The organism is Desulforadius tongensis, assembly GCF_016907915.1.
GTDB lineage: Bacteria > Bacillota > Desulfotomaculia > Desulfotomaculales > Desulfohalotomaculaceae > Desulforadius > Desulforadius tongensis.
This window is the reverse complement of record NZ_JAFBCW010000033.1, coordinates 1-23,949: the sequence shown is the minus strand read 5'-3', so window position 1 is coordinate 23,949 and position 23,949 is coordinate 1. Positions and strand designations below refer to the sequence as shown.

The 23,949-nt window shown below is 47.2% G+C and carries 20 protein-coding genes; 2 read left to right on the top strand and 18 right to left on the bottom strand.

What is annotated here, in order from left to right; translation table 11 throughout:
• Nucleotides 1-3 precede the first annotated feature (3 nt).
• The 17 genes from murD to JOC37_RS11515 form a co-directional block, all read right to left on the bottom strand.
• Entirely contained in the window at nt 4-1,365 is a 1,362-nt protein-coding gene (gene murD, locus JOC37_RS11595) for a UDP-N-acetylmuramoyl-L-alanine--D-glutamate ligase (protein WP_204619135.1), read from the bottom strand.
• 34 nt (nt 1,366-1,399) lie between these two features.
• Nucleotides 1,400-2,413 (bottom strand): phospho-N-acetylmuramoyl-pentapeptide-transferase, encoded by a 1,014-nt coding sequence (gene mraY / locus JOC37_RS11590; protein WP_420797300.1) that lies wholly within the window; start codon nt 2,411-2,413, stop codon nt 1,400-1,402.
• Between the two features lie 134 nt (nt 2,414-2,547).
• The gene (locus tag JOC37_RS11585; protein ID WP_204619133.1) at nt 2,548-3,927 is read right to left on the bottom strand and encodes a UDP-N-acetylmuramoyl-tripeptide--D-alanyl-D-alanine ligase; all 1,380 of its coding nucleotides are present in this window, start codon (nt 3,925-3,927) and stop codon (nt 2,548-2,550) included.
• On the bottom strand, nt 3,927-5,405 hold the full coding sequence (locus JOC37_RS11580; RefSeq protein WP_204619131.1) for a UDP-N-acetylmuramoyl-L-alanyl-D-glutamate--2,6-diaminopimelate ligase: 1,479 nt from the start codon (nt 5,403-5,405) through the stop codon (nt 3,927-3,929). Before JOC37_RS11580 ends, JOC37_RS11585 begins: the two co-directional genes overlap by 1 nt.
• A gap of 217 nt (nt 5,406-5,622) precedes the next feature.
• On the bottom strand, nt 5,623-7,755 hold the full coding sequence (locus tag JOC37_RS11575; RefSeq protein ID WP_204619129.1) for a stage V sporulation protein D: 2,133 nt from the start codon (nt 7,753-7,755) through the stop codon (nt 5,623-5,625).
• Between the two features lie 46 nt (nt 7,756-7,801).
• Nucleotides 7,802-8,329, bottom strand: a complete 528-nt coding sequence (locus JOC37_RS11570; RefSeq protein ID WP_204619127.1) for an FtsB/FtsL family cell division protein — start codon at nt 8,327-8,329, stop codon at nt 7,802-7,804.
• Between the two features lie 23 nt (nt 8,330-8,352).
• Entirely contained in the window at nt 8,353-9,297 is a 945-nt protein-coding gene (gene rsmH, locus JOC37_RS11565; RefSeq protein ID WP_204619125.1) for a 16S rRNA (cytosine(1402)-N(4))-methyltransferase RsmH, read from the bottom strand.
• A gap of 89 nt (nt 9,298-9,386) precedes the next feature.
• On the bottom strand, nt 9,387-9,815 hold the full coding sequence (gene mraZ, locus JOC37_RS11560; RefSeq protein WP_204619123.1) for a division/cell wall cluster transcriptional repressor MraZ: 429 nt from the start codon (nt 9,813-9,815) through the stop codon (nt 9,387-9,389).
• Between the two features lie 140 nt (nt 9,816-9,955).
• Nucleotides 9,956-10,768 carry a histidinol-phosphatase HisJ family protein gene (locus JOC37_RS11555; protein WP_338017386.1) on the bottom strand — a complete coding sequence of 271 codons (813 nt, stop codon included), beginning with the start codon at nt 10,766-10,768 and terminating at the stop codon, nt 9,956-9,958.
• Nucleotides 10,769-10,797: 29 nt separating this feature from the next.
• Nucleotides 10,798-11,298 (bottom strand): hypothetical protein, encoded by a 501-nt coding sequence (locus JOC37_RS11550; RefSeq protein ID WP_204619119.1) that lies wholly within the window; start codon nt 11,296-11,298, stop codon nt 10,798-10,800.
• A gap of 111 nt (nt 11,299-11,409) precedes the next feature.
• Entirely contained in the window at nt 11,410-12,309 is a 900-nt protein-coding gene (locus JOC37_RS11545; protein ID WP_204619117.1) for a patatin-like phospholipase family protein, read from the bottom strand.
• A gap of 89 nt (nt 12,310-12,398) precedes the next feature.
• Nucleotides 12,399-14,003: a sigma 54-interacting transcriptional regulator gene (locus tag JOC37_RS11540; RefSeq protein WP_207754996.1), complete on the bottom strand. Its 1,605-nt coding sequence runs from the start codon at nt 14,001-14,003 to the stop codon at nt 12,399-12,401.
• 78 nt (nt 14,004-14,081) lie between these two features.
• The gene (locus tag JOC37_RS11535; RefSeq protein ID WP_204619115.1) at nt 14,082-14,516 is read right to left on the bottom strand and encodes a Fur family transcriptional regulator; all 435 of its coding nucleotides are present in this window, start codon (nt 14,514-14,516) and stop codon (nt 14,082-14,084) included.
• Between the two features lie 82 nt (nt 14,517-14,598).
• Nucleotides 14,599-15,801: a D-alanyl-D-alanine carboxypeptidase family protein gene (locus JOC37_RS11530; protein WP_204619114.1), complete on the bottom strand. Its 1,203-nt coding sequence runs from the start codon at nt 15,799-15,801 to the stop codon at nt 14,599-14,601.
• A gap of 30 nt (nt 15,802-15,831) precedes the next feature.
• Nucleotides 15,832-17,766, bottom strand: a complete 1,935-nt coding sequence (feoB, locus tag JOC37_RS11525; RefSeq protein ID WP_338017385.1) for a ferrous iron transport protein B — start codon at nt 17,764-17,766, stop codon at nt 15,832-15,834.
• Between the two features lie 252 nt (nt 17,767-18,018).
• Nucleotides 18,019-18,240: a FeoA family protein gene (locus JOC37_RS11520; protein ID WP_204619112.1), complete on the bottom strand. Its 222-nt coding sequence runs from the start codon at nt 18,238-18,240 to the stop codon at nt 18,019-18,021.
• Between the two features lie 172 nt (nt 18,241-18,412).
• Nucleotides 18,413-19,672: a glycosyl hydrolase family 18 protein gene (locus tag JOC37_RS11515; protein ID WP_204619111.1), complete on the bottom strand. Its 1,260-nt coding sequence runs from the start codon at nt 19,670-19,672 to the stop codon at nt 18,413-18,415.
• Between the two features lie 235 nt (nt 19,673-19,907).
• On the opposite strand from JOC37_RS11515, the gene JOC37_RS11510 reads away from it, so the two are divergent.
• Nucleotides 19,908-21,215, top strand: coding sequence for an MFS transporter (locus JOC37_RS11510; RefSeq protein WP_204619104.1), 1,308 nt, complete (start codon nt 19,908-19,910; stop codon nt 21,213-21,215).
• 2 nt (nt 21,216-21,217) lie between these two features.
• Nucleotides 21,218-22,522: a polysaccharide deacetylase family protein gene (locus JOC37_RS11505; RefSeq protein ID WP_204619102.1), complete on the top strand. Its 1,305-nt coding sequence runs from the start codon at nt 21,218-21,220 to the stop codon at nt 22,520-22,522.
• 31 nt (nt 22,523-22,553) lie between these two features.
• Here JOC37_RS11505 and JOC37_RS11500 read toward each other — a convergent pair whose 3' ends face one another.
• Nucleotides 22,554-23,831: a nickel-dependent lactate racemase family protein gene (locus JOC37_RS11500; RefSeq protein ID WP_204619100.1), complete on the bottom strand. Its 1,278-nt coding sequence runs from the start codon at nt 23,829-23,831 to the stop codon at nt 22,554-22,556.
• Between the last annotated feature and the right edge of the window lie 118 nt (nt 23,832-23,949).

The following is a 23,949-nucleotide window of genomic DNA, read 5'->3' as shown; positions in this document are numbered from 1 at the left end:
GCATTACCCCCTTAGTTTGAGCACCAGCTCCCGGAAAAGATTACCCCTCTGTTCATAATTTCGAAACATATCCCAACTGGCACAGGCCGGTGAAAGCAGCACCACCTCTCCCGGTTCGGCCACCCGGTGGGCCACCTTAACCGCTTCCAAGTAGTCTTCTACTTCTACAAAGGTATCAAAATTCTGTTCCTGTACTGCCCTCTTTATTTCGTCACCGTGTTCTCCCAGTAATATTAATACCCGTACTTTTTCTTTAATTTTCCGGGCCAGCTCTGTAAAGCTGCTGCCTTTATTCAGGCCGCCGGCAATAAGAACAATGGGCTGGTTAAATGCCTCCAGTGCCTTAACTGCCGCATCGGGATTAGTGGCCTTGGAATCATTTACATAGCGCACGCCGTTTATTTCAGCCACCGTCTCCAACCGGTGTGCAACCCCGGGAAAGGTACTCAAGGTTTGTTGGATTTGTTCAACCTTAACCCCCATGGCAGCAGCACAGGCAACCGCTGCCAGGGCATTTTCCAGGTTGTGCCCTCCGGGCATACTTAATTTATTCACGGGAAGTATTTCTGTGGTAACGCCGTCCATGGTTACCACTATATTCCCTTTTTGGATATATACCCCTGTATCTAAAGTATGCTGGCGGCTGAAAAATATAACCCGTCCCATGGATTGTTGTGCCAGCGCAGCGGTATTCGGCTGATCGTAATTTAAAACTGTATAGTCTAAGGGAACTTGGTTGGAGAATATTTTAGCTTTGGCAGCAATATAATTATCCATAGAGCCGTGCCTGTCCAAGTGATCGGGAGTAATATTCAAAATCACTGCCACATGGGGGCGAAAGGTTTGAATGGTTTCCAGCTGGAAACTGGAAACTTCTACTACAATAACATCGTCTTCACCGTAATTTTCCACTGCACTGATTAACGGTAAGCCGATGTTCCCAGCTACTAAAGTGTTAATGCCGGAGTTTTTAAATATTTCTCCCACCAGCGAGGTAGTAGTGGTCTTGCCGTTGGTTCCGGTTACAGCAACTACCGGCGCTTCGGCAAACCGAAAGGCCAGTTCCAGTTCCCCAATTACCGGTATATCAGCCCGGTGGGCCTGGGCCACCGGTGGAAAGGTAAGGGGCACCCCGGGACTGACCACCACCATGTGATAGCCCCCGGCCGCCGGATCAGGATACTGCCCCCCCAGGGCCAAATTTACTCCCTGCCCTGCTAACTTTTGTACCTTTTCTCCCAATTCTTCGGCAGGTTTGGCATCGGTCAGCGTTACTTCCGCCCCTTTGCCTACCAAAAACTCTGCCGCTGCTATTCCGCTGCGGGCCGCTCCTACAACCAGTATTTTTTTATCATCCAAATGCATCGGTCCCAATCTCCTATCATTAAAAAATAATCAATTAAACCAAGTTATAAAGTCCCAACAGCCCCAGCACACCAAAAACAGCCCCGGCAAACCAAAATGTCACCACTACCCTGTTTTCTGACCAGCCGGTTAATTCAAAGTGGTGATGCAGCGGGCTCATTCTAAATATGCGCCTGCCGGTGGTTTTAAAGGATATCACTTGTAAAATCACCGACAGCGCTTCTAAAACAAATACGCCCCCGATAATTACCAAAAATATTTCACTGCGGGTGAGTACCGCTGCCGCTCCCAGGCCGCCCCCCAGGGCCAGGGAGCCGGTATCTCCCATAAATACTTGGGCCGGATAGCGGTTATAAATTAGAAACCCCAGGCAGCCTCCCACCACCGCTGCCAGCACCAGTGCCACACCGGCTTTATCATTAATCAACGCCATGGCTATAAAGGGTAAAGCGGCCAATGCTGTGGTGCCGGCAGCCAGGCCGTCTAAACCATCTGTTAAGTTGACGGCATTACTGGTACCTACCACAACCAGGGTGACAAAAAATAAAAAACCCGCCACCCCGAGATCATATCTTAACCCGTTGTCAACAAAAAAACCGGAAAACGGTATCACCACATCAGTGCCCCTTCCCAGCACTGTCAGCGCAATAACCGCCAGGCCCAGGGCCAATATGATTTGTCCTAAAAGTTTTTCCCTGGCTTTCAATCCCAAAGAACGCTTTAAGCCGATTTTTATAAAATCATCCAAAAAGCCCACCATGCCAAAGCCCAGCGTTACAGCCAGCACTACTAAGCCATCCTTTGCTCCCGGCAGTGGGATGCCGCCCCGCAGTAAGCTGAAACCGGCCACCGCAATACCAATTAGAAACATCAAACCGCCCATGGTTGGTGTCCCAGCTTTTTGTAAGTGGCGAGCGGGCCCGTCATCCCGTATATTTTGGCCAAACTTAATTTTTCTCAGCAGCGGTATTAATAGCGGGCCTAATATTGATGTTATTAAAAATGACAGCGCAAAGGAAATGCCCAGATACTTATAAATCTCGCTCACTGGTTAACCTCCGTATGTAAAACTTCTACCCTGAAAAGTTATCTTGCGTCTCATCCATAAACGCTCACTTGTACAAAAGGCCGCCTGCTTTTCATTCCCTGATGGTGCCGCAAAGCGGCATGATTATCCAGTTTTTAATTCTTCTCTATGTTCTCTATAGCTTCCACAACTTCTTCCAAATGCATACCCCGGGAACCTTTTACCAGTACAATGTCACCGGGAAGCAGGAATTTCTTCAGGAACGACACCGCCGACCGGTTATCTGCAAACCAGTGCACTTGATTGGAAGGCAGGCCTGCTTCCCTGGCACCGGCAGCTATATTCCGGGCCAGTTCCCCAACGGTCACCAGCAAATCCACCTGCGAAGCCGCCTTTCCGGTTTCATAGTGTCCCTGCCGTTCCCTGGTTCCCAATTCAAACATGCTGCCCAGCACCGCCACCTGCCGCCGGCCGCCGGCCAGGTCATTCAAAGCGGCAAGGGCGGCCCTGGTTGAATCGGGGTTGGCATTGTAAGCATCATTAATAATTGTAATCTCTCCCGATTGTATAATTTGCAGCCTCATGGCTGAAATTTCTGCCTCTGCCAATCCGGCGGCACACTGATCCAGCGTTAAACCCAAATTCATCCCCACCGCCAGGGCAGCCATGGCGTTGGAAACGTTGTGCCTGCCGGGAATGGGCAGTTGAACGGTAATTTTCCCCCCCGGTGTATTGGCTGTAAAACTGCTGCCGCTGTTTTTACATTTTACAGCGGTGGCAGTATAGTCTCCTTTAGTGTTTACCCCAAAGGTATACACCCGGCCGGGACAGTGCCGGGCCTGCTCCCGGGCAAGGTCACTTGCAGCGGGAATTAATGCAAAACCTTCCCCGGGTACATGTTTTAATATTTCTCCTTTGGCTTTAGCTATATTTTCCACCGATCCCAGCAGTTCCAGGTGGGTTTCACCGATATTTGTAATTACCGCCGCCGTTATACCGGCTATTCGGCACAATTCATCAATCTGCCCCAGGCCGCGCATGCCCATTTCCAGCACTGCCGCATTGTAATTTTGGTTCAGCTGCAGCAGTGTCAGGGGTAATCCAATTTCATTATTGAAATTACCCTTGGTTTTCAGCACTTGATATTTTTGGCCCAGCACGGCAGCAACCAAATCTTTGGTGGTGGTTTTGCCGTTGCTCCCGGTAATACCGATAACGGGAATGTTAAATTGGCTGCGGTTGTAAGCGGCCAGCTGCTGCAGCGCGGTAAGGGTGTGCTGTACCATTATCACCGGCACCCCGGTGGGTATACCCGCCACCGGTTTGCCCAGCACCAATCCCCCGGCCCCGGATTCCGCTGCCTGGCGGGCATAGTGATGGCCGTCGTGCTTTTCTCCCACCAGGGCAAAAAACAAATCCCCCCGCTGCAGTTTCCTGGTATCGGTACATACATTTTCTATTAACTGCTGGGGATCACCCTGTATTAATTTTCCATCAACCGCGGAAGCTATTTCTTTAATAGTAAATTTTTTCATTATAAAGCACCCATTCCACCGTATCCCAGTTCCTTTAAAACAGCAGCTGCCACCGCCCGGTCATCAAAGTGGTACTTGGTTGTACCGATAATCTGGTACGTTTCGTGACCTTTACCCGCTATTACCACCACGTCACCGGCTGCTGCCTCTTTGATGGCATAGGCTATGGCATCCCGCCGCTCCGGTATTACTTTATGCTTGTGCTTGTTACCAGCTATCTTTTTTACTCCCACTAAAATATCATCTATTATTTTCCCCGGGTCTTCGGTGCGGGGATTGTCAGAGGTTATCACCGCCAGGTCACTGTACCGGGTACCGATTTCTCCCATCACAGGTCTTTTACTGCGATCCCGGTCACCGCCGCAGCCAAAAACAGTAATCAGGCGGTTGTTGGTAATTTGCCTGGCAGTTTTTAATATATTTTCCAGTCCATCCGGTGTGTGCGCGTAGTCTACCACCACTGCAAAGGGTTGGCCGCAGTCCACCGGTTCAAAACGTCCCGCTACCCCGGTTACGTTTTCCAGGGCTGATTTTACTGTTTCACCGGCAAAGCCTTGGGCCATACCCAGAGTGAAGGCCGCTAAAGCATTGTAGACATTAAATTCACCGGTTAATTTTAAATTAAGCCTGTGTTCCCCATATTTTCCGGTAGTAATAAAGGACACTCCCCGGGCAGTTATCTGCACATCCCTGGCACTGACATCGGATGGTTGATGCAGCCCATAGGTAACAACGGTGCCGCTGCTGGCTTCTATCATCTCTTTGGCCCTGGAATCATCGGCATTGATGATGGACAGCGGTGCAGCGGCAAAAAGTTTGGCCTTTGCTGCAGCATAATCGTCCATATCGCTGTGAAAATCCAGGTGATCTTGGGACAAATTGGTAAAGACAGCGGCATCGAAATCAACACCGGTGGTCCTGTTTAGTGCCAAAGCGTGGGATGAAACCTCCATGGCAGCATGGGTAACTCCACTCTTCACCATGCTGTCAAAAAGCTGCTGCAAATCCAGTGATTCCGGTGTGGTGTTGGAAGCAGGAAGTTCCTTACCCCCGATTAAGTTCTGGATAGTACCAACCAGCCCGGTTTTGTTGCCTGCAGCTTTATAGATGGCGGCCACCAGGTGGGTGGTAGTGGTTTTACCGTTGGTCCCGGTGACACCGGTTATGGTTAATTTTTGCGACGGATGGTTGTAATACTTATCTGCCACCAGGGCTAAAGCCGCCCGGCTGTCTTCTACCTGTACCAGGGGTATATTCTGGGAAAGAGAAATGTTTTTTTCAACAATTAATGCCGCCGCTCCTTTTTCTATGGCATTATTTATGTATTTATGTCCGTCGGTGACAAAGCCGGGTATGGCCACAAAAACAAATCCCGGCTGCACTTTGCGGGAATCGTAGGCAATACCTGTAACGGGTACGGCCAGGCTGCCTTCACTGTGACGTATTTTAAGTGTCGTCACTAATTCGTTAAAAAGCAAGATATTTCCTCCTTTAGTAAGAAGATATTCATTTTTATTGTTGCCAAAAATGGAAATTTTTTTCACTTATTTTAGCTGCGGCTCATCCATAAACGTTCACTTGTACAAAAGGCTGCCTGCTTTTCATTACTTTTGGTGCCGTTTATGGCATGAGGGGCTGCCCTGAAAAAACTCAGGTAACCACAGGTATCCTGCGGCTAAACCTGAGTTGGTTATTTTACTGGTGTCCGGGCTTTCCCGGGGGCTCAAATGTTATTTTTACCGTAGTTCCCTTGTCAATTTTACTGCCCGGTTTAACACTTTGACCGGCAGCCAACCCGGTGCCCGATGCTTCTAAGTGCAGGCCTATGCTTTCCAGCAGCGCGCCGGCTTCTTTAATGGTACATCCTGTTAAATCGGGCATTGTTACCTTTCCATCCGGTAAATCTTTGGGTCGGTTGAGATCTAACAGTACAGTGGTACCGCTTTCAACCACCGCTCCCGCCTCGGGAATCTGCTTATAAACCATCTGTCCTTCTCCCCTGGTTTGGAAAGCCAGCCCTGCAGCCCGTAGTTCTTTTTGCGCTTCATTTAAAGGTAAATTTACTACGTTTGGAACTTCAATTTGCGTTATTTGCTTGGAAATCTCAAAGGGCTTTTGAGGACGTTCCATATTTCTTTTTTCCGGTACACCCATGTAACGCAGTATATCCCTGGCCAGCGGCGCAAAAACCGGGGCAGCCACCTGGCCGCCGTAATAAACACCGCCCTTGGGCTCTCTAATCATAATTAGCACCGCTATACGCGGGTCATCCACCGGGGCAAAGCCGGCAAAAGATGCCACATACTTGCCGCTTACATAGCCGCCGCTTTCGCCCACCACTTGAGCAGTACCGGTTTTCCCTCCCGCCGGGTAACCTTCTACATAGGCATTTTTACCCGTACCTTCCATTACCACTTTTTCCAGCAGCTTACGCAGGCGCTGGGAAGTGTCTTCAGAAATAACCCGGCGAATTTCTTTCGGTTTATGTTTTTCTATTACCTTATTATCCTTATCCCTGATTTCTTTTACAATGTACGGCTGCATCAGGTGGCCGCCATTTATTGCTGCTGAAACTGCAGTAACCAGTTGGATAGGGGTTACCGCTATGGAATGACCTATGGACATGGTGGCAATGTTTAAATTGGTGGTATCCTTTTCGTCAATGATAATACCCCTGGCCTCACCGGGCAGCTCAATATTAGTCAACTGGCCAAAGCCGAAAGCTCTAATGTACTTATAAAACTTTTCCACACCCAAATTTAAACCTACTTCTACAAACCCCGGGTTGCATGAGTTCCGCACCACTTCTTCAAAGGTTTCACTGCCATGGCCGCCGTGCTTCCAACAGCGAATACGCCGGTCAGCCACTTTTATATAACCAGGACAGTAAAAATGGTCATCCATTTTGACAATATTTTCTTCCAAAGCAGCGGAGGCAGTGATAATTTTAAATGTTGAACCCGGTTCATAATTATACCAAATTGCCGGGTTGCGGTCCCAAATGAAAGATTGATAATCCTGCCAGTGGTTGGGATTAAAAGTGGGGCGGTTTCCCATGGCCAGCACTTCACCTGTTTTGGGATCCATTACTATAATCACTGCACTGGTGGGATTATAATTATCAACAATTTTATCCAGTTCCCGTTCCACAAAATACTGGATGGTTTGGTCAATGGTTAATACCAGGTTATTTCCCTGTTGAGGTGAAATGTATTCATGCATGGCATGGGGGATTTCTCTTCCGGCAGCGTCATATTCCACTACAATTTTTCCGGGCACACCTTTAAGCCGGTCATCATATACTTTTTCAATACCAATTAAACCCTGATTATCCACACCGGTAAAGCCAAGTACGTGGGGAGCCAGCGACTCCTGTTTATAAAAGCGCTTGCTCTCCTCAGCAAAGCCAATACCTTTAAGTTTAAGCGCTTTAATTTTCTGAGCGGTGTCCCAGTCAATTTTTCTTTTAATCCATTCAAAAGAGCTCTTTCGTTTTAGTTTTTGCAGAATAGTTTCTTCATCCATGTTTAAAATTTCAGCCAGCTTTTGTGCCGTACCTTCTTTATCTTTTATGTGTGAGGGAATGGCATACACCGAATCGGAACTGATACTGATCACCAGCTCGTTCATGTTGCGGTCATATATAGTTCCCCTTTTGGCTTCCACCGGTACTTCTCTCATTCGATAGGTGGCCGCTTTTTTACTCAGTTCCTCACCACGAACAAATTGAATATATGCCAATCTAACTATCAATAGAAATAAAAGGCCAATTGCACATACAAACAGCAGGGCAATTCGTTTGCGAATGATAATGTTAGTAGTCCTCATAAGTTCCTCCCACTGGGCCCTGCCACCGTTTATCCAGCAATCTGTACTAAGAATCCCAACGTTCCACCATTTCAGCAAAGGCCTGAATAAATCTGTTTGGCGGCACAGGTTCAGGGTTTTCCGGCAAAGTTATACTTTCCCGCCGTGCCAGCTGTTTCTCCTGCTCACCCGGCGGCAATTGTTCCCCACCGTCCGGTACAATTGAAGCAGAAGATACCGGCACCACGTTTTCACTGTTGGGTTTAACCATGCCCAGTTCACTGGTGGCAATGGCCTCAATATGTTTCATAGATACTACTTTACTGACCTTTTGGTCCAAATTGTGGCTTTCCAGCCGCAGTTCTGCCAATTTGTGCTGCAATAATTCAATTTTGTATCCCACATAGGCAATCTGGGCATAGTAAAAAGCCACCATGACACCCATTACAAAGCAGCACAGCACCATAAAAGTCAAGGCCAGTTTTCTTCGCACCGGGTCCCTCCGGGGCAGTTTCCGGCCCGGTGCTTTCGGCAGCCGCTCCGGCGGCTGCTCCGGTGGTAAATTATAGTCCAACTTTTCCCTTGCTAGTACCAAAATTTATTCACTCTCCCCGCGGTTTAGAACTCAACCGTTTTTTCAGCCACACGTAATTTTGCACTGCGGGATCTGGGATTTTGCTCCAATTCCTGTTTTGAAGCGGTTACCGGTTTCCTGGTAATAATTTTTATTTCCCTTTCTTTATCGCAGCTGCAGACAGGCAGCTCCGGCGGACACACACAGTCCTTAGCCAGGTATTTGAACAGGTCTTTAGTAATGCGGTCCTCTAATGAGTGAAAGGTAATAACACACAACCGCCCACCCGGCTTTAAAGCATTCACTGCCTGGATAAAAGCACTTTCGAGAATATTAAGTTCATCATTTACCGCTATGCGCAGTGCCTGGAAAGTACGCTTGGCTGGGTGGGGCCCGCTGCGCCTGGCACCAGCGGGAATAGCCCTTTTTATTATCTCCACCAGTTCAAAGGTTGTGGAAATGGGATTTCTGTTTCGCTCTTCAACTATGAAACGGGCAATTCGCTTGGCCCACTTTTCTTCACCGTACTCACTAATAATCCGGGTAAGTTCTTCAGCGGAAAGTTCATTTACCAGTTCTTTGGCAGTATACGGGTTATCAGGGCTCATTCGCATGTCCAACGGGGCATCATGCATGTATGAAAAGCCTCTTTCGGGGTTATCCAACTGGGCTGATGACACACCTAAGTCAAACAAAATTCCGTCCACCGGCCCTACTGCTAATTCTTTCAACACTGCAGATAAACGGCTGAAATTTGATCGCACCGTAATTACCCGGCTGCCAAATTCCTTAAGCCTCTGTTCTGCAGCTTTTAAAGCATGGGGATCTTGATCCAATCCAATTAATTTACCGTTGGGACCGGTACGCCGCAGTATTTCAGCACTGTGACCGGCCCCACCCAGCGTACAGTCCACATATATTCCACCGGGTTTTAAGTTTAAGCCTGCCATTACTTCTTCCAGTAATACCGGTACGTGGTAAAAATTCATTTCTCTTTCACCTGCCAATAGGGTTAGTTATGGAGAAGATGCATGTACAGGTTAGAATAAAACTAAAATGTTCATTTTTAGTTTTACCCTTAAAGCAGGTCGACAATCTTTTCGGCAATCTCTTCAAAATTTTCTTCAGCGGTGGCGTTGTATTCATCCCAACGCTCACGGGACCATATTTCCACCCGGGATGATACTCCCAAAACCATTACTTCTTTAGACAACCGGGCATACTCACGTAAATTTGCCGGGATTAATATCCGCCCCTGTTTATCCAGTTCGCACTCACTGGCACCGGAAAAGAAAAACCTAACGAAGGCCCGGGCATCTGCCCGTGTAAAGGGCAGCGACTTGAGTTTCTGCTCCAAAGCGGCCCACTCATGCTGCGGATAAACAAAAAGGCAGTTATCCAGCCCTTTGGTAACAACAAACCGGTCCCCCAAGCCTTCGCGGAAGCGGGCAGGAATAATCAGTCTTCCCTTGGCATCAATTGTATGCGCGTATTCCCCCATGAACATGCCCGGTCACCCCACTGGGAGGGTTTATTATACCACTTCCTCCCACTTTACACCACTTTTATTCCACGCCAATAGTAAAAATCCTCCCACAACTGGAAGAAAAAGAAAAAAAATAGGACCAACAACCTATTGGCCGGGTCCTATATCCTCAGGTATCTTCTTTTTTTGTTTTTAAAGGTTACAATTTTATCATACCCCACTGCTTTTATTAACTGCAGTGCACTTTTTAATCCCTGCCCCACTTGCTGCGGTTTATGGGCATCTGACCCCATGGTAACCGGTACACCATGTTTATGCAGCATTTTTAATAACTCCGCCGCCGGATACATTTCCCGGGCAGCGGCCCTTAAACCAGCGGTGTTAACTTCCACACAAACCCCGCTTTCTGCAAAGGTGCGGGCTACTTTTTGAAACAGCGGTGCCAGGTTTCCCCGGGGGCGATAACCAAATTTCTTAATTAAATCGGTGTGGGCCATGATATCAAACAAACCGCTGGCGGCAGCATCACAAACGGTATCAAAATACCGCCGGTAAAGTTCATATAAATCCCAGTCTTTATAGCGGTGTATATAGTCTGGGTTGTCAAAGCCCCAACCTTCTAAGTAATGCACCGACCCTAAAACATAATCCAACGGCAGCGAAGATAATATTTTTTTCGCTGTGGTTTCATGCCCCGGTATATAGTCCACTTCCAGTCCCAACCTAATGCTTATACCGGGATTAGCCCGCTGCAGGTAATGTACATCTTTAATATAGTCTTCCAATTCTTCCTGTTTCATGGCCGCTTCCGGGTCCCTTTCATCCGGCGGAAGCCAGTACATGGGGATGTGGTCGGCAAATCCCACTTCTGTCAATCCCAACCGGCGGCCGGCATCAACATACTGCTGCATTGTACCGCTGGCATGGCCGCAGCGGGCAGTGTGCCAATGGTAATCAACAAGCAAAATTATCACCTTCATTTACCCATTACTTACCTATCCAGCTAAAAATCATCCATTCCGCCAAAATAATCATCCAGGCCAAAATCGCTATCCATCCCTAAACCGGCATCTAGGCCATTACCCATTCCACTATCAAAATAACCAGCATCAGCATAACCCAATCCCCGGTCAAGGCCGTGGTAATATTCATCTATTACCCCGTCCATACCGGGATTTTGGTAGGGATCCTGCATATAATTAACTAATTCATTTAATTCCTGCTGCTGCATCAGGTCATTTTGCAGAGCAAATTCCTGCAGTTCATTCAAGTCCATATCCTGCATCTTTTCAATGGTTTCCTGGTCCAAGTGATTGTTATTTTGAATTTGATTAATTAAGAACATGGCTGCCAAACCGCCGGCAATACCGCTCAATGCTGAACTTTGCAGCTGCTTCTTAAATAAATTCTTTTCCATTTGTTCAGATTTGAAACTTAATTTTCTCTTTCTCTGTACCAGAAAATAAATCATTCCGGCAATAAAAACAAAAAATAGAAATTCCATTTCTTGTTTTCCACCACGCTCTCTAATAAAAAATTTTAAATATTATATCATAAAAGTAATGTTTAAAAATGGATAAACTATCAAAACCCGGCCAAGGCGGGTTTTGATAGTTTACTCAGCAAACAGTTTTCTTATTTCCGGCAGCATTTCCCTTGCTGCTGCTTCACCCTGGGATATGGCATAGGGGATACGGTGAAAATCTAACGGGCCGATACCTGCCAGCGGCGGCCTGAGCACCAGGTCGGCATAGGTTGTGAGTTCCCTGTTGATGGAATCATGGCGGATAATGTCCAGTGTCTGCATCAGCAAATGTACTATATTGCTCACTCTGCTGCAGGCTTCCCCGTCATAACCCACATCAACCGCCAGGATGGCATCGGCACCCAGTTTATGCAGCACTTCAGCCGGCACCTGTTCCCTCAGTCCACCGTCAGTTAACTGGTAACCTTTTATTGTTTTCGGTTCAAACAGCCCCGGCACGGCAGTACTGGCACGCACTGCATCGGCCACCGAAACATCAGATAAATAAACTTCATCCGGGGCACCAACGGGCCGCAGCGGTTCATGCAGAAAGATTACTTTGGAACCGCAGTTAATATCCACCGCGGTAATGGCCAGCGTCATCTGCAGGTGTTTAAATTCTTTATCTGTAATGTACCGGTTTAAAAACTTTTCTAAGCGCTTACCCTTCATTAATCCCAGGGGTACTCTGCATGGCCAGGGTAGTTTTAAAAAATCACAAACCATATTGCCCATTATCAACAGCAGGTTAAGCAGTGTTGACCAGGTGTCATATACATCTTCCAATTTTATGGATCTAGCCAGTTTTTCAATCCGATCTGTGGACCACCCGGCAGCATAAAGGGCTGCTGCAATGCTTCCGGCACTGGTGCCAACAATTATATCCGGTTTGTATCCCTCTTCTTCCAGCACTCTTAACACACCAATGTGTGCCGCTCCCCTTAAGAAGCCTCCTCCCAGCGCCAAACCTATCTTCTTTTTTCGCTGCACAATTAACCACCTCAAATTATTTTATGATGGTAATTGTGCAGCTGATACTGCCCTGAAAAATGTTATCCTGCTAAGCCCGTGGCGGGGTTTCATTCCCCGGCAGTGCTGCCCCCCTCCTCGGGATTGGTTAGATTGTATTTTTTTATCTTGTTCAGCACGGTGGTATGGGAAACCCCCAGTGCTTTGGCCGCCCGGCGCACCGTGCCGCAGCGTTTCAAAGCCGCTTTTAACACCTTAATTTCCGCGGCAGCAGCCACTTCCTTTAACGTGGACACTTCCTGGCGGCTGCCGGGTATATTAACCTGTTCCAATTGGGGCCCGGTGCCGTGATCTAAAATAATATGTTCCGGCAGAATTGCTTCCCCTTCCACCAGGTTTATCGCCCGTTCTATTACATTTTCCAGCTCGCGTACGTTGCCGGCCCAGCTGTATTTTATCAGCTTTTCCATCGCTCCGCCGCTTATGCCGGTAACCGTTTTGCCCAATCGGCGGGCAAACTTTTCCACCAGGTACTGGGCCAGCAGGGGTATATCCTCCGGTCTTTCCCGCAGGGGGGGAATGGAAATGGGGAATACATTTAAGCGGTAATACAGGTCTTTGCGGAAATCCCCCCGCTTTAACATTTCTTCCAGGTTGCGGTTGGTGGCAGCAATTATCCTCACATTAACAGCAATTTCGTTTCTGCCCCCAATACGCCTTACTTTTCCGTCCTGCAGCACCCGCAAAAGCTTGGCCTGCAGGTGCGGTGGCAGTTCTCCTATCTCATCTAAAAAAAGCGTTCCGTCATTGGCAAATTCAAATAGTCCCTGCTTACCACCTTTTTTAGCTCCGGTAAAGGCACCGTCTGCATATCCAAACAATTCACTCTCTAAAAGGGACTCCGGCAGGGCCGCGCAGTTCAGCGGTACAAAGGGTTTATTGCGCCTGGGGCTGGCCATGTGGATGGACCTGGCAAACAGTTCCTTTCCGGTGCCGCTTTCCCCTCTAATCATTACTGTGGTATCACTTCTGGCCACCCGTCGGGCAAGCTCAACAATTTGAATCATTTCTCTGCTGCCGTAAATGATATCATCAAAGGTAATCATTGCCGGCTGGGTAATGGAATACACCAGATCCCGTACCTGAGACATATCCTTAATAGTTGCCACCACTCCCAGGATACGTTTATGTTCATCCACAATGGGCCTGCCTGTGGTCAGGTAATGATGACGTCCCCGGGGGGTAGATACTATCATTTCTTTATTGTCATATGATTTACCGTTTTTAAGCGACTTCAGCATGGGAATGTTTTCAGACAGCACTTCGCTTACATGACGCCCCATCACTTCTTCCGCACTGCAGCGCAGTATTTTTTCACACACCGGGTTAAATATGGTGATTAACCCTCTTTTGTCGATGGCAATGATCCCTTCACTTACTGAATCCAGCACTGCTTTTACTTTACGTTCCCCTTCTTCGTGGGGCATCATATCTATTCTTTCCACTGCCCTTACCTCCGGTATTTGGGCCAACTCTTTTTCCAGCCGGCGGCAGTCAGCGGCGGGAACAGCCTCAATTTCTAAGTACATGTCATTGGGCAAAACCTGCAGGGAAATGATATTAATATTTTTAACTGATACCACTTTGGATACATCTAATACAATGCCCACCCGGTCATTAAACTGTATCCTAAAGCGCAGAGTTTTCACCTGCATCGTTCCTTTCGTCCATTTTATTAATAGAATTCTGGCAGCAAATATCATTCCCTGCTGGTAAGACATAAAAAAAGTGCCTTAATCGGCACAGTCTTTACAGTAACCAAAAAACTTCAGTTCATGGTTGGTTATTTTAAAGTTATGTTCCTTGTTCACTTTTTTCTCCAGTTCTTCCAGCAGGTCTTCATCAATTTCTATTATTTTGCCGCACTTTAAGCATATAACATGATGGTGGTGATGACCCTCCTGATCCCCAAACTCGTATCTTTTACAACCATCACCAAAATTTACAGAGCGAATGATGTCATTATCTAAAAACAGCTCCAGAGTCCGGTACACCGTGGCCAGTCCAACATCGGGCGATTTCTTTTTCACCAGCATATAAACCTCTTCGGCACTCAAATGTTTATCTTTGTTTTCCAATAACACCCGCAATATCTGCTCCCTTTGGGGCGTCAGCTTGTATTCTTGAGATTTTAATTTTTTACTAACCTCATTTATAACTTTATTCAAAAATATCACCACCACATACTTTATTCCAGTATATGAATAGTTTCCCTTGATGTCAATAACTCTTATGAATAACGCGATATTCTTAACGTCTTCTTCTAATCCTTATTTTCTTGGTCTTTATTTTCCACAGCACCCGCAGTATGAATACCGCCGCCAATAGTATAATTAACACCGGAACAGCCCGGTACCACCAGTAAGTATTAAGGGGACGCTCCACTTTTTGGCCTGATAATAATTCCACCGCCGCTATCTGCCGGGAACCGTCATAAATTAACAGCTGTCCCAGGATGGCGTTTTTCTCCAACGGTGCTGCCGGTTCCGCAGCCAGTTTTACTTTTCGTTTTAAGTCCGGCCGGTGGTCCACAGGAAAATTATAATACACGTCCTTTGACGAAACCAGCGGTATTTTTTCTTTTACATACTTAACCTCAGTTCGGTTTATAATTTCACCTTTACCAATTACTTTTTGCTTTTTAAAATTATTAAAACCGTAGTCCAGCAGCCTGATGGCATCGGTCCAGATATTTATCCCTTCAGTTTTTAACACCACAGCAATCAGTTCTCGGTTATCCCTGCGGGCGGCAGCCACTATACACTGCCGCGCTTTGGTGGTATACCCGGTTTTTACCCCAATGGCATAACGGTACTTCCAAAGCAGGCGATTATGATTAATTAAAAGCTTAAAGTCTTCAGGATCGCCGCGCTTAATGGTTTTAGTCTTGGTGTTCACTATCCGGGCAAAATTTTTATTCTGCATGGCGTAACGGGTAATAACCGCCAGGTCGTAAGCTGTGGTGTAATGTTCTTCGTCCGGCAGGCCGTGGGGATTGGTAAAATGTGTATTTTTAGCCCCCAGCCGCCTGGCCGTTTCATTCATCTGCAGACTGAACTGTTCCACCGTCCCCGCAAAATGCTCAGCAATAGCCACAGCCGCATCGTTGGCAGAGTTGAGCATTAATGCATACAGCATATCTTCCAAAGTTAACTGCTCGCCCTCTTTTAACCAAATGGCTGACCCCTTGGTTTTGACAGCATTTTCACTAACTGTTATTACATCATCCAGCTCCCCCTGTTCCAATGCCACCAGCGCAGTGAGTATTTTGGTGGTGCTGGCGGGATACATGGGTTTATGAGCATTTTTTTGGTATAATACCTGGCCGCTTTCAGCATCTATTAAAATGGCTGCTTCACCAACCAGCTGGGGTTCTTCCGCCTGTACGCTTTCTACGGCCACCAGCTGAATCAAAATTACTATGCCCACAGCTATTATTCTTATAAAGTTCATTGCATCACCTTTTTGTACGCTTGTCCTTACTTATGTTTTCAATATCCCTTCACTTTTCCAATTTACCCATAATACCACAGATAAAACAATCAATGCCAGCCCTGCTAACACAGGCATTACAGAAACCCCCGGCATGGTATTGATTACTTGGATAAACTTAGCCACTAAACCACCTATAATAAAGGCTAAAACGAAAATAACAAGCCAAATCGCCGCCCCCTGCTTCCAGCCCCGCTCTTTAAATATTATCATCGCCGTGGCTATACATGGCACAAAAAAGGTAATGGTAATCAAGGCCACAAACTGCTGTACCGGGTCCATGGGGGTGGTAAACAAACCCGCTGTACCAAACTCACGCCGTATAAAACCTAAAATGAATCCGCCGGCCGCTTCTTTAGGCAGCCCCAACCAGTGTACCGTTATCGGAACCAGCAGGTTTTCAATGAAGGTCAGCCCCCCGGTTATTTTCAGCAGGCTTAAAAATAACGCACCGGCAGCAAAAAGAGGAGCCGCCTCTTTAATAAATTCCGCAGATTTAATCCAGGTCTTTTTTAACACGTTGGCCAGCCGCGGCAGTCTAACCGGGGGCAGATCTATCCATAGGTCAGTGGAACTGCCGGGTATTACCTTGGCCAGCAAAGTACCCGCGCCGACCATCACCGTAAACAGTATTAAACCATAGGCCAGAACATAAAAAAAACCTAAGCCGGCTATCATACTGGTAATGATGGCCATCTGGGCGGAACAGGGTACAGCAAAGGCCAGCAAAAAAATGGCAATCAATTTTTCCCGGTCAGATCCCAGCATTCTGGTACTTATGGTGGCCATGGTCACGCAGCCAAAACCCAAAATCAAAGGTATTACCGCCTGCCCGTTAAGACCCATTCCAATCAGCAGCCGGTCCAACAATGTGGCAATTCGCGGTAAATAACCACTATCTTCCAGTATCGACAGTACCAGCTGGAATCCAAATATCAGCGGCAGCAGCAAACCAAACAAATACGTTACTGCCATGGTCAGCAGACCAAACTGCCCCACCAAAACAGACCAAAGGGCACTGTCCTCCGTTACCACACCGCTTAATATATGGCGCACCAGTGGTTGATAGTACTGGCCCATAATAACTTCTTCAATATAACCCACCACCGTTTGGGCCACAAATACCCCTATCAATTGGTATATTGCCAACAATGTTATCAGCAGCAAGGGAATTCCGGTTGCTGGTTTTAACATTAAGCGCCCTATCTTAGCGGACAAAGATGCTTCCACCGTTATCTCTCGCACCACTTTATCCACTATTTCGTTTACCCGCTTCCGGCGTAATCGATATAACTCATCCCGGTAATTTCCCGGCCGGCAGCTGTTCCTGCCGGCAATATCTTCATCCCCCTCGGCAATGAGCAGCGCCTCCGGCCGGGATGGGGTGTTAAGGTCTACTTTTTCCTGTAATTTAGGGGTTATATTCCCGGTTTTAGCCTCAGGCAGTTTTTTCAGCAGCAGGTCCAGGCCGTTTTTATTCACTGCTACCGCAGGTACCACCGGAACCCCCAGTTCCTTTTCCAGTTCATCAATCTTTATATATATTCCCTGCTCTTTGGCCTCATCCATCATGTTCAGAACCACAATGATTGGTATCCCGGCATCAATAAGATGCTGGGTAAGGAATAAATCCCGCTCTAAGTGGGATGCATCCACCACATTAACCGCTATATCCGAACGCAAAATAATATCCCGGGCCAGCCTTTCCTCTTCAGTAAAACCCGACAGGCCGTAAATCCCGGGAACATCGCTGAAAACGTAAGCACCACAACGACCGCATATCACGTCTATTGTGGTACCGGGGTAATTGGAAACATCTGTATACATATTAGTAAAATAATTAAAAATAACCGACTTGCCGACATTGGGATTTCCGGTTATTGCTACATTGTACACATTACCACAATGGCAGGTACTGTTGTGCACTTGGCCGACACCTCTTTGCCCTATCTTGAAAAATGCTGCGGCAGAATTCCCGGCATATTCGCCCTCACCGGCTAAAGGTAACGCAGCCCTGTGCGCTGCCCCGCCTCCGCCCGCCGTATTCGTTAAGTCCGGCGGCTGCTTACTGAAAAACTGCCGGGACTTTTCATTACCTGTTGGTATCATTTATGGCACCAATGTCTATCCTGAAAGAGGATGTTTGAAAAGTCCGCGCGAAATCCACTTCAAAAATGTTTACTGTATCAAATCCACATCTATATTTTTAGCTAAATTACGCCCAATGGCTATTTCCTGCTTCGATCTCCTTACCACCACCGGGCCGGCAGGTACAATCTCTTCACAGGTTATTACCGAACCCTCTGTTATACCGAAACGTATGGCTTGGGCCCGGACCAACTCATCAGGAATTTTACGAATTATTAATTGCTGTCCCCTTTTAGCTTTATCCAGCGTCATTGCTCATCCCCCGGTAATAGTAATAATCAAGTTGGAGAATTGTTATCAATCTCAATTATAGTCTCTAAAAGAATTATTTGCAATAATTAATTAAGTACGTATTGGTTTTCTAAAAATATAGTTAAAAGAGAGAACCTTTGAAAATTTAGGTTCTCTCTTTCTCTCTTTGGGTTTATGATGCAAACTTCTTTTTAACTGTCTGCCAGAAAGTATCATCTTCATAGCCCAAGCGCCAAATAGAAATACCGGCCAGTTTATGCCTGTTAACCAAATCCAGCTTAAAGGCTAAACTGTATTTATTTTCAAACCAGGCTTCATGGGCTGCATCATTTTCCAGGTATTTAATATATGGCGATTTGTAATAATCGTGCCATTTAATGCTGCCGTATCTAGCCAGCCGATCTGCACTGCGCCATATTACCGTACTGGCACGATCCGCAGCTGAAGACCAATTGTAACCATAGGCGGCAACACCCAGCAGTATTTTATCCCTGGGTATCTGACCGGCAGCATAATTTACAACCCTCTCCACCCACGGTAATGATGCCACCGGCCCGGGAACTCCACCAAACCAGTGCTCATCATAAGTCATTAATACAACATAATCAACCAGTTGACCAATGGCTTTGTAATTATAAGCCCCGGACCAGGAATTGCCTGGGGCAGCTGACGTTTTGGCCGGTACAGCCACGGTAACCAGGTAGCCGCGGGGAGCTAAAGCCTGTTTTAATTCTTTAAGAAAAATATTATATTTTTGGCTGTCGCCTGGTTTTACTGCTTCAAAATCTATATTTACCCCGGCAAAATTATGTTTTTCAATCAGCTGCAGTATATTCTGCACTAATTTTTTCCTTTTAGCAGCGGAGTTTAATACCTGGTGCACAAGTTCGCTGTCAATTTTGTTATTAACCATATTATGTACCACCAGCAGGGGCTGAACATTGTTTTTAAGCGCAATTTCCACTCCATCCACCGGAACTTGTCCTTCCAAACTGCCGTCCGGCTGAACATGATGGCTAAATGGGGCGGTAAAGTCAATGCTGTCTGTATTTTTATTTAACGATTCCTTGGAGTTCAACCTGCCGTACTGTTCATAATACCCCAACACCACTTTTTTTGATTTTTGCTTCACATACAGTTCCGGGGCCAGAACCTTCCAGTCCTCTGCTGTTATTTTTCCGTCAGTATTTAAGTTATTTTCTTTTTCAAACTTATTTACCGCAACCAGCGTACTTAAACCAAAATAACCGGATAACTTCCCTTCCGGGTAGCACCCCGCTTGCTGTAATTTTTGCTGTAAAAAGATTACATCGTCCCCCCGGGAGCCAAGTTTTAATTCTACATCGCCCGGTTGTGCCAGCACCGCCGGCGGAAATATCAATGCAGTGACTACCAGCAAAACAAGTGCAAAAACGTGCTTCAACGTTTTCATCATTTCCCCCCGCTTGTATATTGAGCCGCATATTTATATTAGCAGGAATTTGGTTAGTATAATAGATATTAATTACTGGTAACATTGGATAACAAAGGAATTAGCCTAAACAGGTAGAATATACACTAACATACCGTAAAGTGGTACCGGCAGCGGATGAAAAAAGCAGGTGCCTTTTGTACAAGTGAGCGTTCATGGATGAGCCGCTGTCAAATTAACTGAGGGGTGCCGGTGGATGCAGGGTGACGTACAGGAAGTGCGGCACCGGCATCTGAGCCAAGGATGGCGAATATGCCGGGTTCAGCAGGATAACCTTTTCAGGATAGCAAATGTACTAAAAATCAAGGGAGGATTTCTGAGAATTTTAAAATTAAATCTGACTAACCGGGAATGGATCTTACTGGTAGTGCTGTTTCTGATTGAATTTACCAGGGGAGCATTTTTTCTAACCTTTCTACCCGTGTATGCCGTCAAATATTTGGGTATATCAGTTGCCAGCGTAGGCCTGGCGGTATCCGCCCATTACCTGATGGAAACCTTAAGCAAGGGTATGGCCGGTTTACTTTTCGACCGTCACGGCCGGCCGGTTGTCTTGGCAGGACTAATTATTGCGTTAGCCGGCATATGGGGTTTAAGTTTTTCAACCGGTCCTTTAGGACAGTTTATCGCCGCGGCAGTATTTGGCCTGGGTATTTCCCCTGTTTGGCCCGCTGTAATCAGCCTGGTAGCCCCTGTAGATATGCCCGGCCGGGCATCACGAATGGGAGCTGTTTTTACCTTTTGGCTGAGCGGTATGGGTGCCGGGCCGGTTTTAATCAACTTTGCCATCTCCCACAGCTATAATATGGCCATATGGTTGTTAATAGTATTATATATTTCAGCTGTAACCACTGCCTTTTGGGTTTTCCCTAAAGAAAAAAACACCGGAAAAGTTCCCGCCGGCAGCCTGTGGGGGGAATTAAAAAGGTTGGCCGCTCTGCCGGCGGTAACTCGTATACTGCTGCCGGGCATGTTTCTGCAAACAATGGCTGCCAGCCTGCTGCTGCCTGTTTTACCGCTCTACGCCAGTGCAGTGCTGGGATTAAATCATAACCAGTACGCGTTTCTGTTAATCAGCGGCGGAGCTGCCACACTGGTGTTTTTAGTGCCCATGGGTAAATTGGTAGATAGTTTACCGTTAAAAATTCTGCTGTCGGCAGGTTTTAGTTTCAGCGCTCTTTTTTTGTTTGTCTTTACGCTGGTGCAAAATTACCTGTTTATTTTTTTACTGGCCGCACTGGTGGGCATATCTTACGCCATAGTGCTGCCGGCATGGAATGCCCTGCTGGCCAGGGTTATATCTGTAAAACTGCAGGCCACAGGTTGGGGAATATTCGGCACCATTGAAGGGTTAGGAATTGCAGCCGGCCCGGCCCTGGGAGGTATAATCGCCAACATGCTGGGTCCGGCGGGAACTGTTTACTGCAGTTCAATAATCTTAACTATACTGGCGCTTTTTTATCTCCTGTATCCCGTGGACAGCAGTTTGCAGAAGGAGGGATAGTCTTGCCTTGGAACTACATTGTCCTGGGCACACTGACGGTAATAATTATTTATACCTTTTTACCAACCATATTAATCAGAGTGTTCGGCATCGGTGGAATTAAAAGGGGACCAAAGGGACGCAGAGAAGTGTTCCTTACCTTTGACGACGGCCCGGATCCGGTATATACTCCCCAGGTGCTGGATATACTGCGCCGGCACGGATTAAAGGCTGCTTTTTTTGTTACCGGCTGTAACGCTAAAAAACATATTCAGGTTATCAAAAGAATCGCTGCTGAAGGGCATCACATAGGCATTCACGGTATGAAGCACCGTTTAGCATGGTTAATGGGACCCAAAAGCACTTTAAATGAAATTAGAGAGGCAGCTGAATTAATATATTCTGCCACAGGTAAGTCTCCGGTTCTTTACCGGGCACCCTGGGGAGTATACAACTGCATAAATTACTTTACAGCTGTAATCACCGGCCACCGCTCAATATTATGGACCTTTATGTGCTGGGACTGGACAAGCAGGTGCAGCGCAGAAAGTATAACCGGCTTTGTCAAGCGCCGGTTAAAAAGCGGTGCCATTATCGTGCTGCATGACAGTGCCGGCCCGGTTTGTTCCTGTCAAAACGCTCCCCGGCATATGGTAAAGGCACTGCCTTTAATCATTAAAGAAATATACCGCCAGGGCTATCACATCGGCCCGCCGGACACACTACAAGCCTGGGCTCAATTGAGCTGCTGCAAACGGGTAACCATTTCTTTGTGGAGCATCTGGGAAAGGTGTTTTGCCGCTTTAGCCGGTGTAAAACCGCTGGCAGGCACCGTGGACTCCGCCTTCAGCCTGGCCCTACGTAAATACCGCGGCCAGCCGTTAAATCTTCCGGACGGTACCTTAATAAAACCCGGTGACCTACTGGGTGAATTACACTTTGACAACAACCTGTTGTTAAACATTACTTCCCGGGCCCCCGGCCCGGAGCAGACTGCCACGGCACTGCTGCGCAGTGTCAAGCAGTCACTCCCCCGGGTGGCAGCAGTACTGGCCAGTGACCCCCGGTATAAACAAGTTAAAGCCGTCTACGGCATCACAATGATTCACCGGGGAGCCCGTTTTCTGGGCTTTAAAATCTATGACATATATCCCGCTGTATTAAGAATAATCACCACCTGGTACCAGCGGTGGCTGCTAATTGTATTCCACCCCAGGGGATTATCCCATTTTATCAAGCACCGTTCCAAAATGGTGCCTAAAATGCTGGTAATGAGTAAAAAGCAGCTGCTCCAGCGGTATTGCCCATTGGATGAATATACTACATAGACAACATTTTCATAAAGCATGATTGTCTACCCTACCGGCAGTTTGAACCTTTTTTCACATCCATTGCCGGTAAAATCAAACCAGCATACGGTAAAACCCAGGCCCGGTAACCCGGGCCGTGTTTTTCCTTGATATAATTTACGGCTCCGGCCAGGTCCGGTTGATGGGTCACAAAGAGCCTGCCGCTGTCCTCCCGGCACAAATCAGATACCAGTACCACTTCATAGTTCCTTACCAATTCCGCCAGCACATATCCCTTGTGCCCGCCCAAAACATACTGCTCATTGAAACGGTCTATTATATCACCGGGGGTCCGGGCATCCCTTATCCAGCGGGCAAATATGCGATCACCATAGCCCTCTTGGCAGCGGGCACATATAACTATGGTGCCGCCCTTTTCAGTAAGCTGCGAGGCATTAACCATTGGTTTAACGGCCTGGTAAACGTTGATATCCCGGGGGTAACCGCCGCAGCTGGCAATAGTCACCGGACATTGATAGGGCACGGTGACACTGCATAACCACCGGCAGGCCTCCACTCCCTTCAACCAAGCCAGCTTCACGTCACCGGCCACGGCAGAAACAATTTCATTTTTATGGTTCGTAACCACATTAAGAATAAAGTCTAAACCAACCCGTTTGGCTGCTTCATCCATCTGTATTCGCACCGGATTATCCTTCCAGTTACCTTCTTTTGCCTGCGGATCATTCATCATGCTGTGATTGGCGGTAATTGTTTCTCGACCACATACGCCGGGGAGAATGGCTTTGGAACCGCCGGAATAACCGGCCAATTTGTGCGGGATAATCAGCCCCAATGCCAATTTTAAGTCTGCTCCAGCTACCGTTGAATTAACCCACAGCCTGGTACCATCATTAAGTGTACCCATTAAAACCAAATTGCCGTCACAATGGTGATTTATAATTTTATACCTGCTGACAATATCTTGCCCCAGGGCTTGTATCGTTTCCTGTTTGGTGTTGGGCCGGTGACACCCGGTACCGATAACTATTGTTATTTGCTCCGGTTTTATGCCCGCTTGGCGCAGTTCTTCCAGCAGGGGAGGCAGCATTACCCCATAGGGAACCGGTCTGGTAACATCGCTTATTATTATGGCCGTGTGCCGGGGTTTCTTCTGCAGTGCTAATCGATATAACGAATCACTGCCTATGGGAGCCGCCAGCGCTTCCCTTACCGTTTCTTCAGCCCCGGCAGTTCTCATCCCGCGGGGCATCAATACTCCCGCCACGTTTCCGGGATCAATATCTACCTGTAAATAAGATCTGCCATAGGGTAATTTAAGTTTCATGAAATTATTCTTGCCCGCTGAGCCAATCGAGTAGGAGGGAGTGATTAACTCCCGTCCTCTCACACCACCGTACGTACCGTTCGGTATACGGCGGTTCATGTTGTGGAACGAAGTTCAT

Bases quoted from the DNA above. Each gene is read 5' to 3' on its own strand.
- murD (WP_204619135.1), bottom strand. From the start codon at position 1,365: ATGCATTTGGATGATAAAAAAATACTGGTTGTAGGAGCGGCCCGCAGC.
- JOC37_RS11585 (WP_204619133.1), bottom strand. From the start codon at position 3,927: ATGAAAAAATTTACTATTAAAGAAATAGCTTCCGCGGTTGATGGAAAA.
- JOC37_RS11575 (WP_204619129.1), bottom strand. From the start codon at position 7,755: ATGAGGACTACTAACATTATCATTCGCAAACGAATTGCCCTGCTGTTT.
- rsmH (WP_204619125.1), bottom strand. From the start codon at position 9,297: ATGAATTTTTACCACGTACCGGTATTACTGGAAGAAGTAATGGCAGGC.
- mraZ (WP_204619123.1), bottom strand. From the start codon at position 9,815: ATGTTCATGGGGGAATACGCGCATACAATTGATGCCAAGGGAAGACTG.
- JOC37_RS11550 (WP_204619119.1), bottom strand. From the start codon at position 11,298: ATGGAATTTCTATTTTTTGTTTTTATTGCCGGAATGATTTATTTTCTG.
- JOC37_RS11540 (WP_207754996.1), bottom strand. From the start codon at position 14,003: ATGCAGGTGAAAACTCTGCGCTTTAGGATACAGTTTAATGACCGGGTG.
- JOC37_RS11530 (WP_204619114.1), bottom strand. From the start codon at position 15,801: ATGAACTTTATAAGAATAATAGCTGTGGGCATAGTAATTTTGATTCAG.
- JOC37_RS11520 (WP_204619112.1), bottom strand. From the start codon at position 18,240: ATGACGCTGGATAAAGCTAAAAGGGGACAGCAATTAATAATTCGTAAA.
- JOC37_RS11515 (WP_204619111.1), bottom strand. From the start codon at position 19,672: ATGAAAACGTTGAAGCACGTTTTTGCACTTGTTTTGCTGGTAGTCACT.
- JOC37_RS11510 (WP_204619104.1), top strand. From the start codon at position 19,908: ATGCAGGGTGACGTACAGGAAGTGCGGCACCGGCATCTGAGCCAAGGA.
- JOC37_RS11500 (WP_204619100.1), bottom strand. From the start codon at position 23,831: ATGAAACTTAAATTACCCTATGGCAGATCTTATTTACAGGTAGATATT.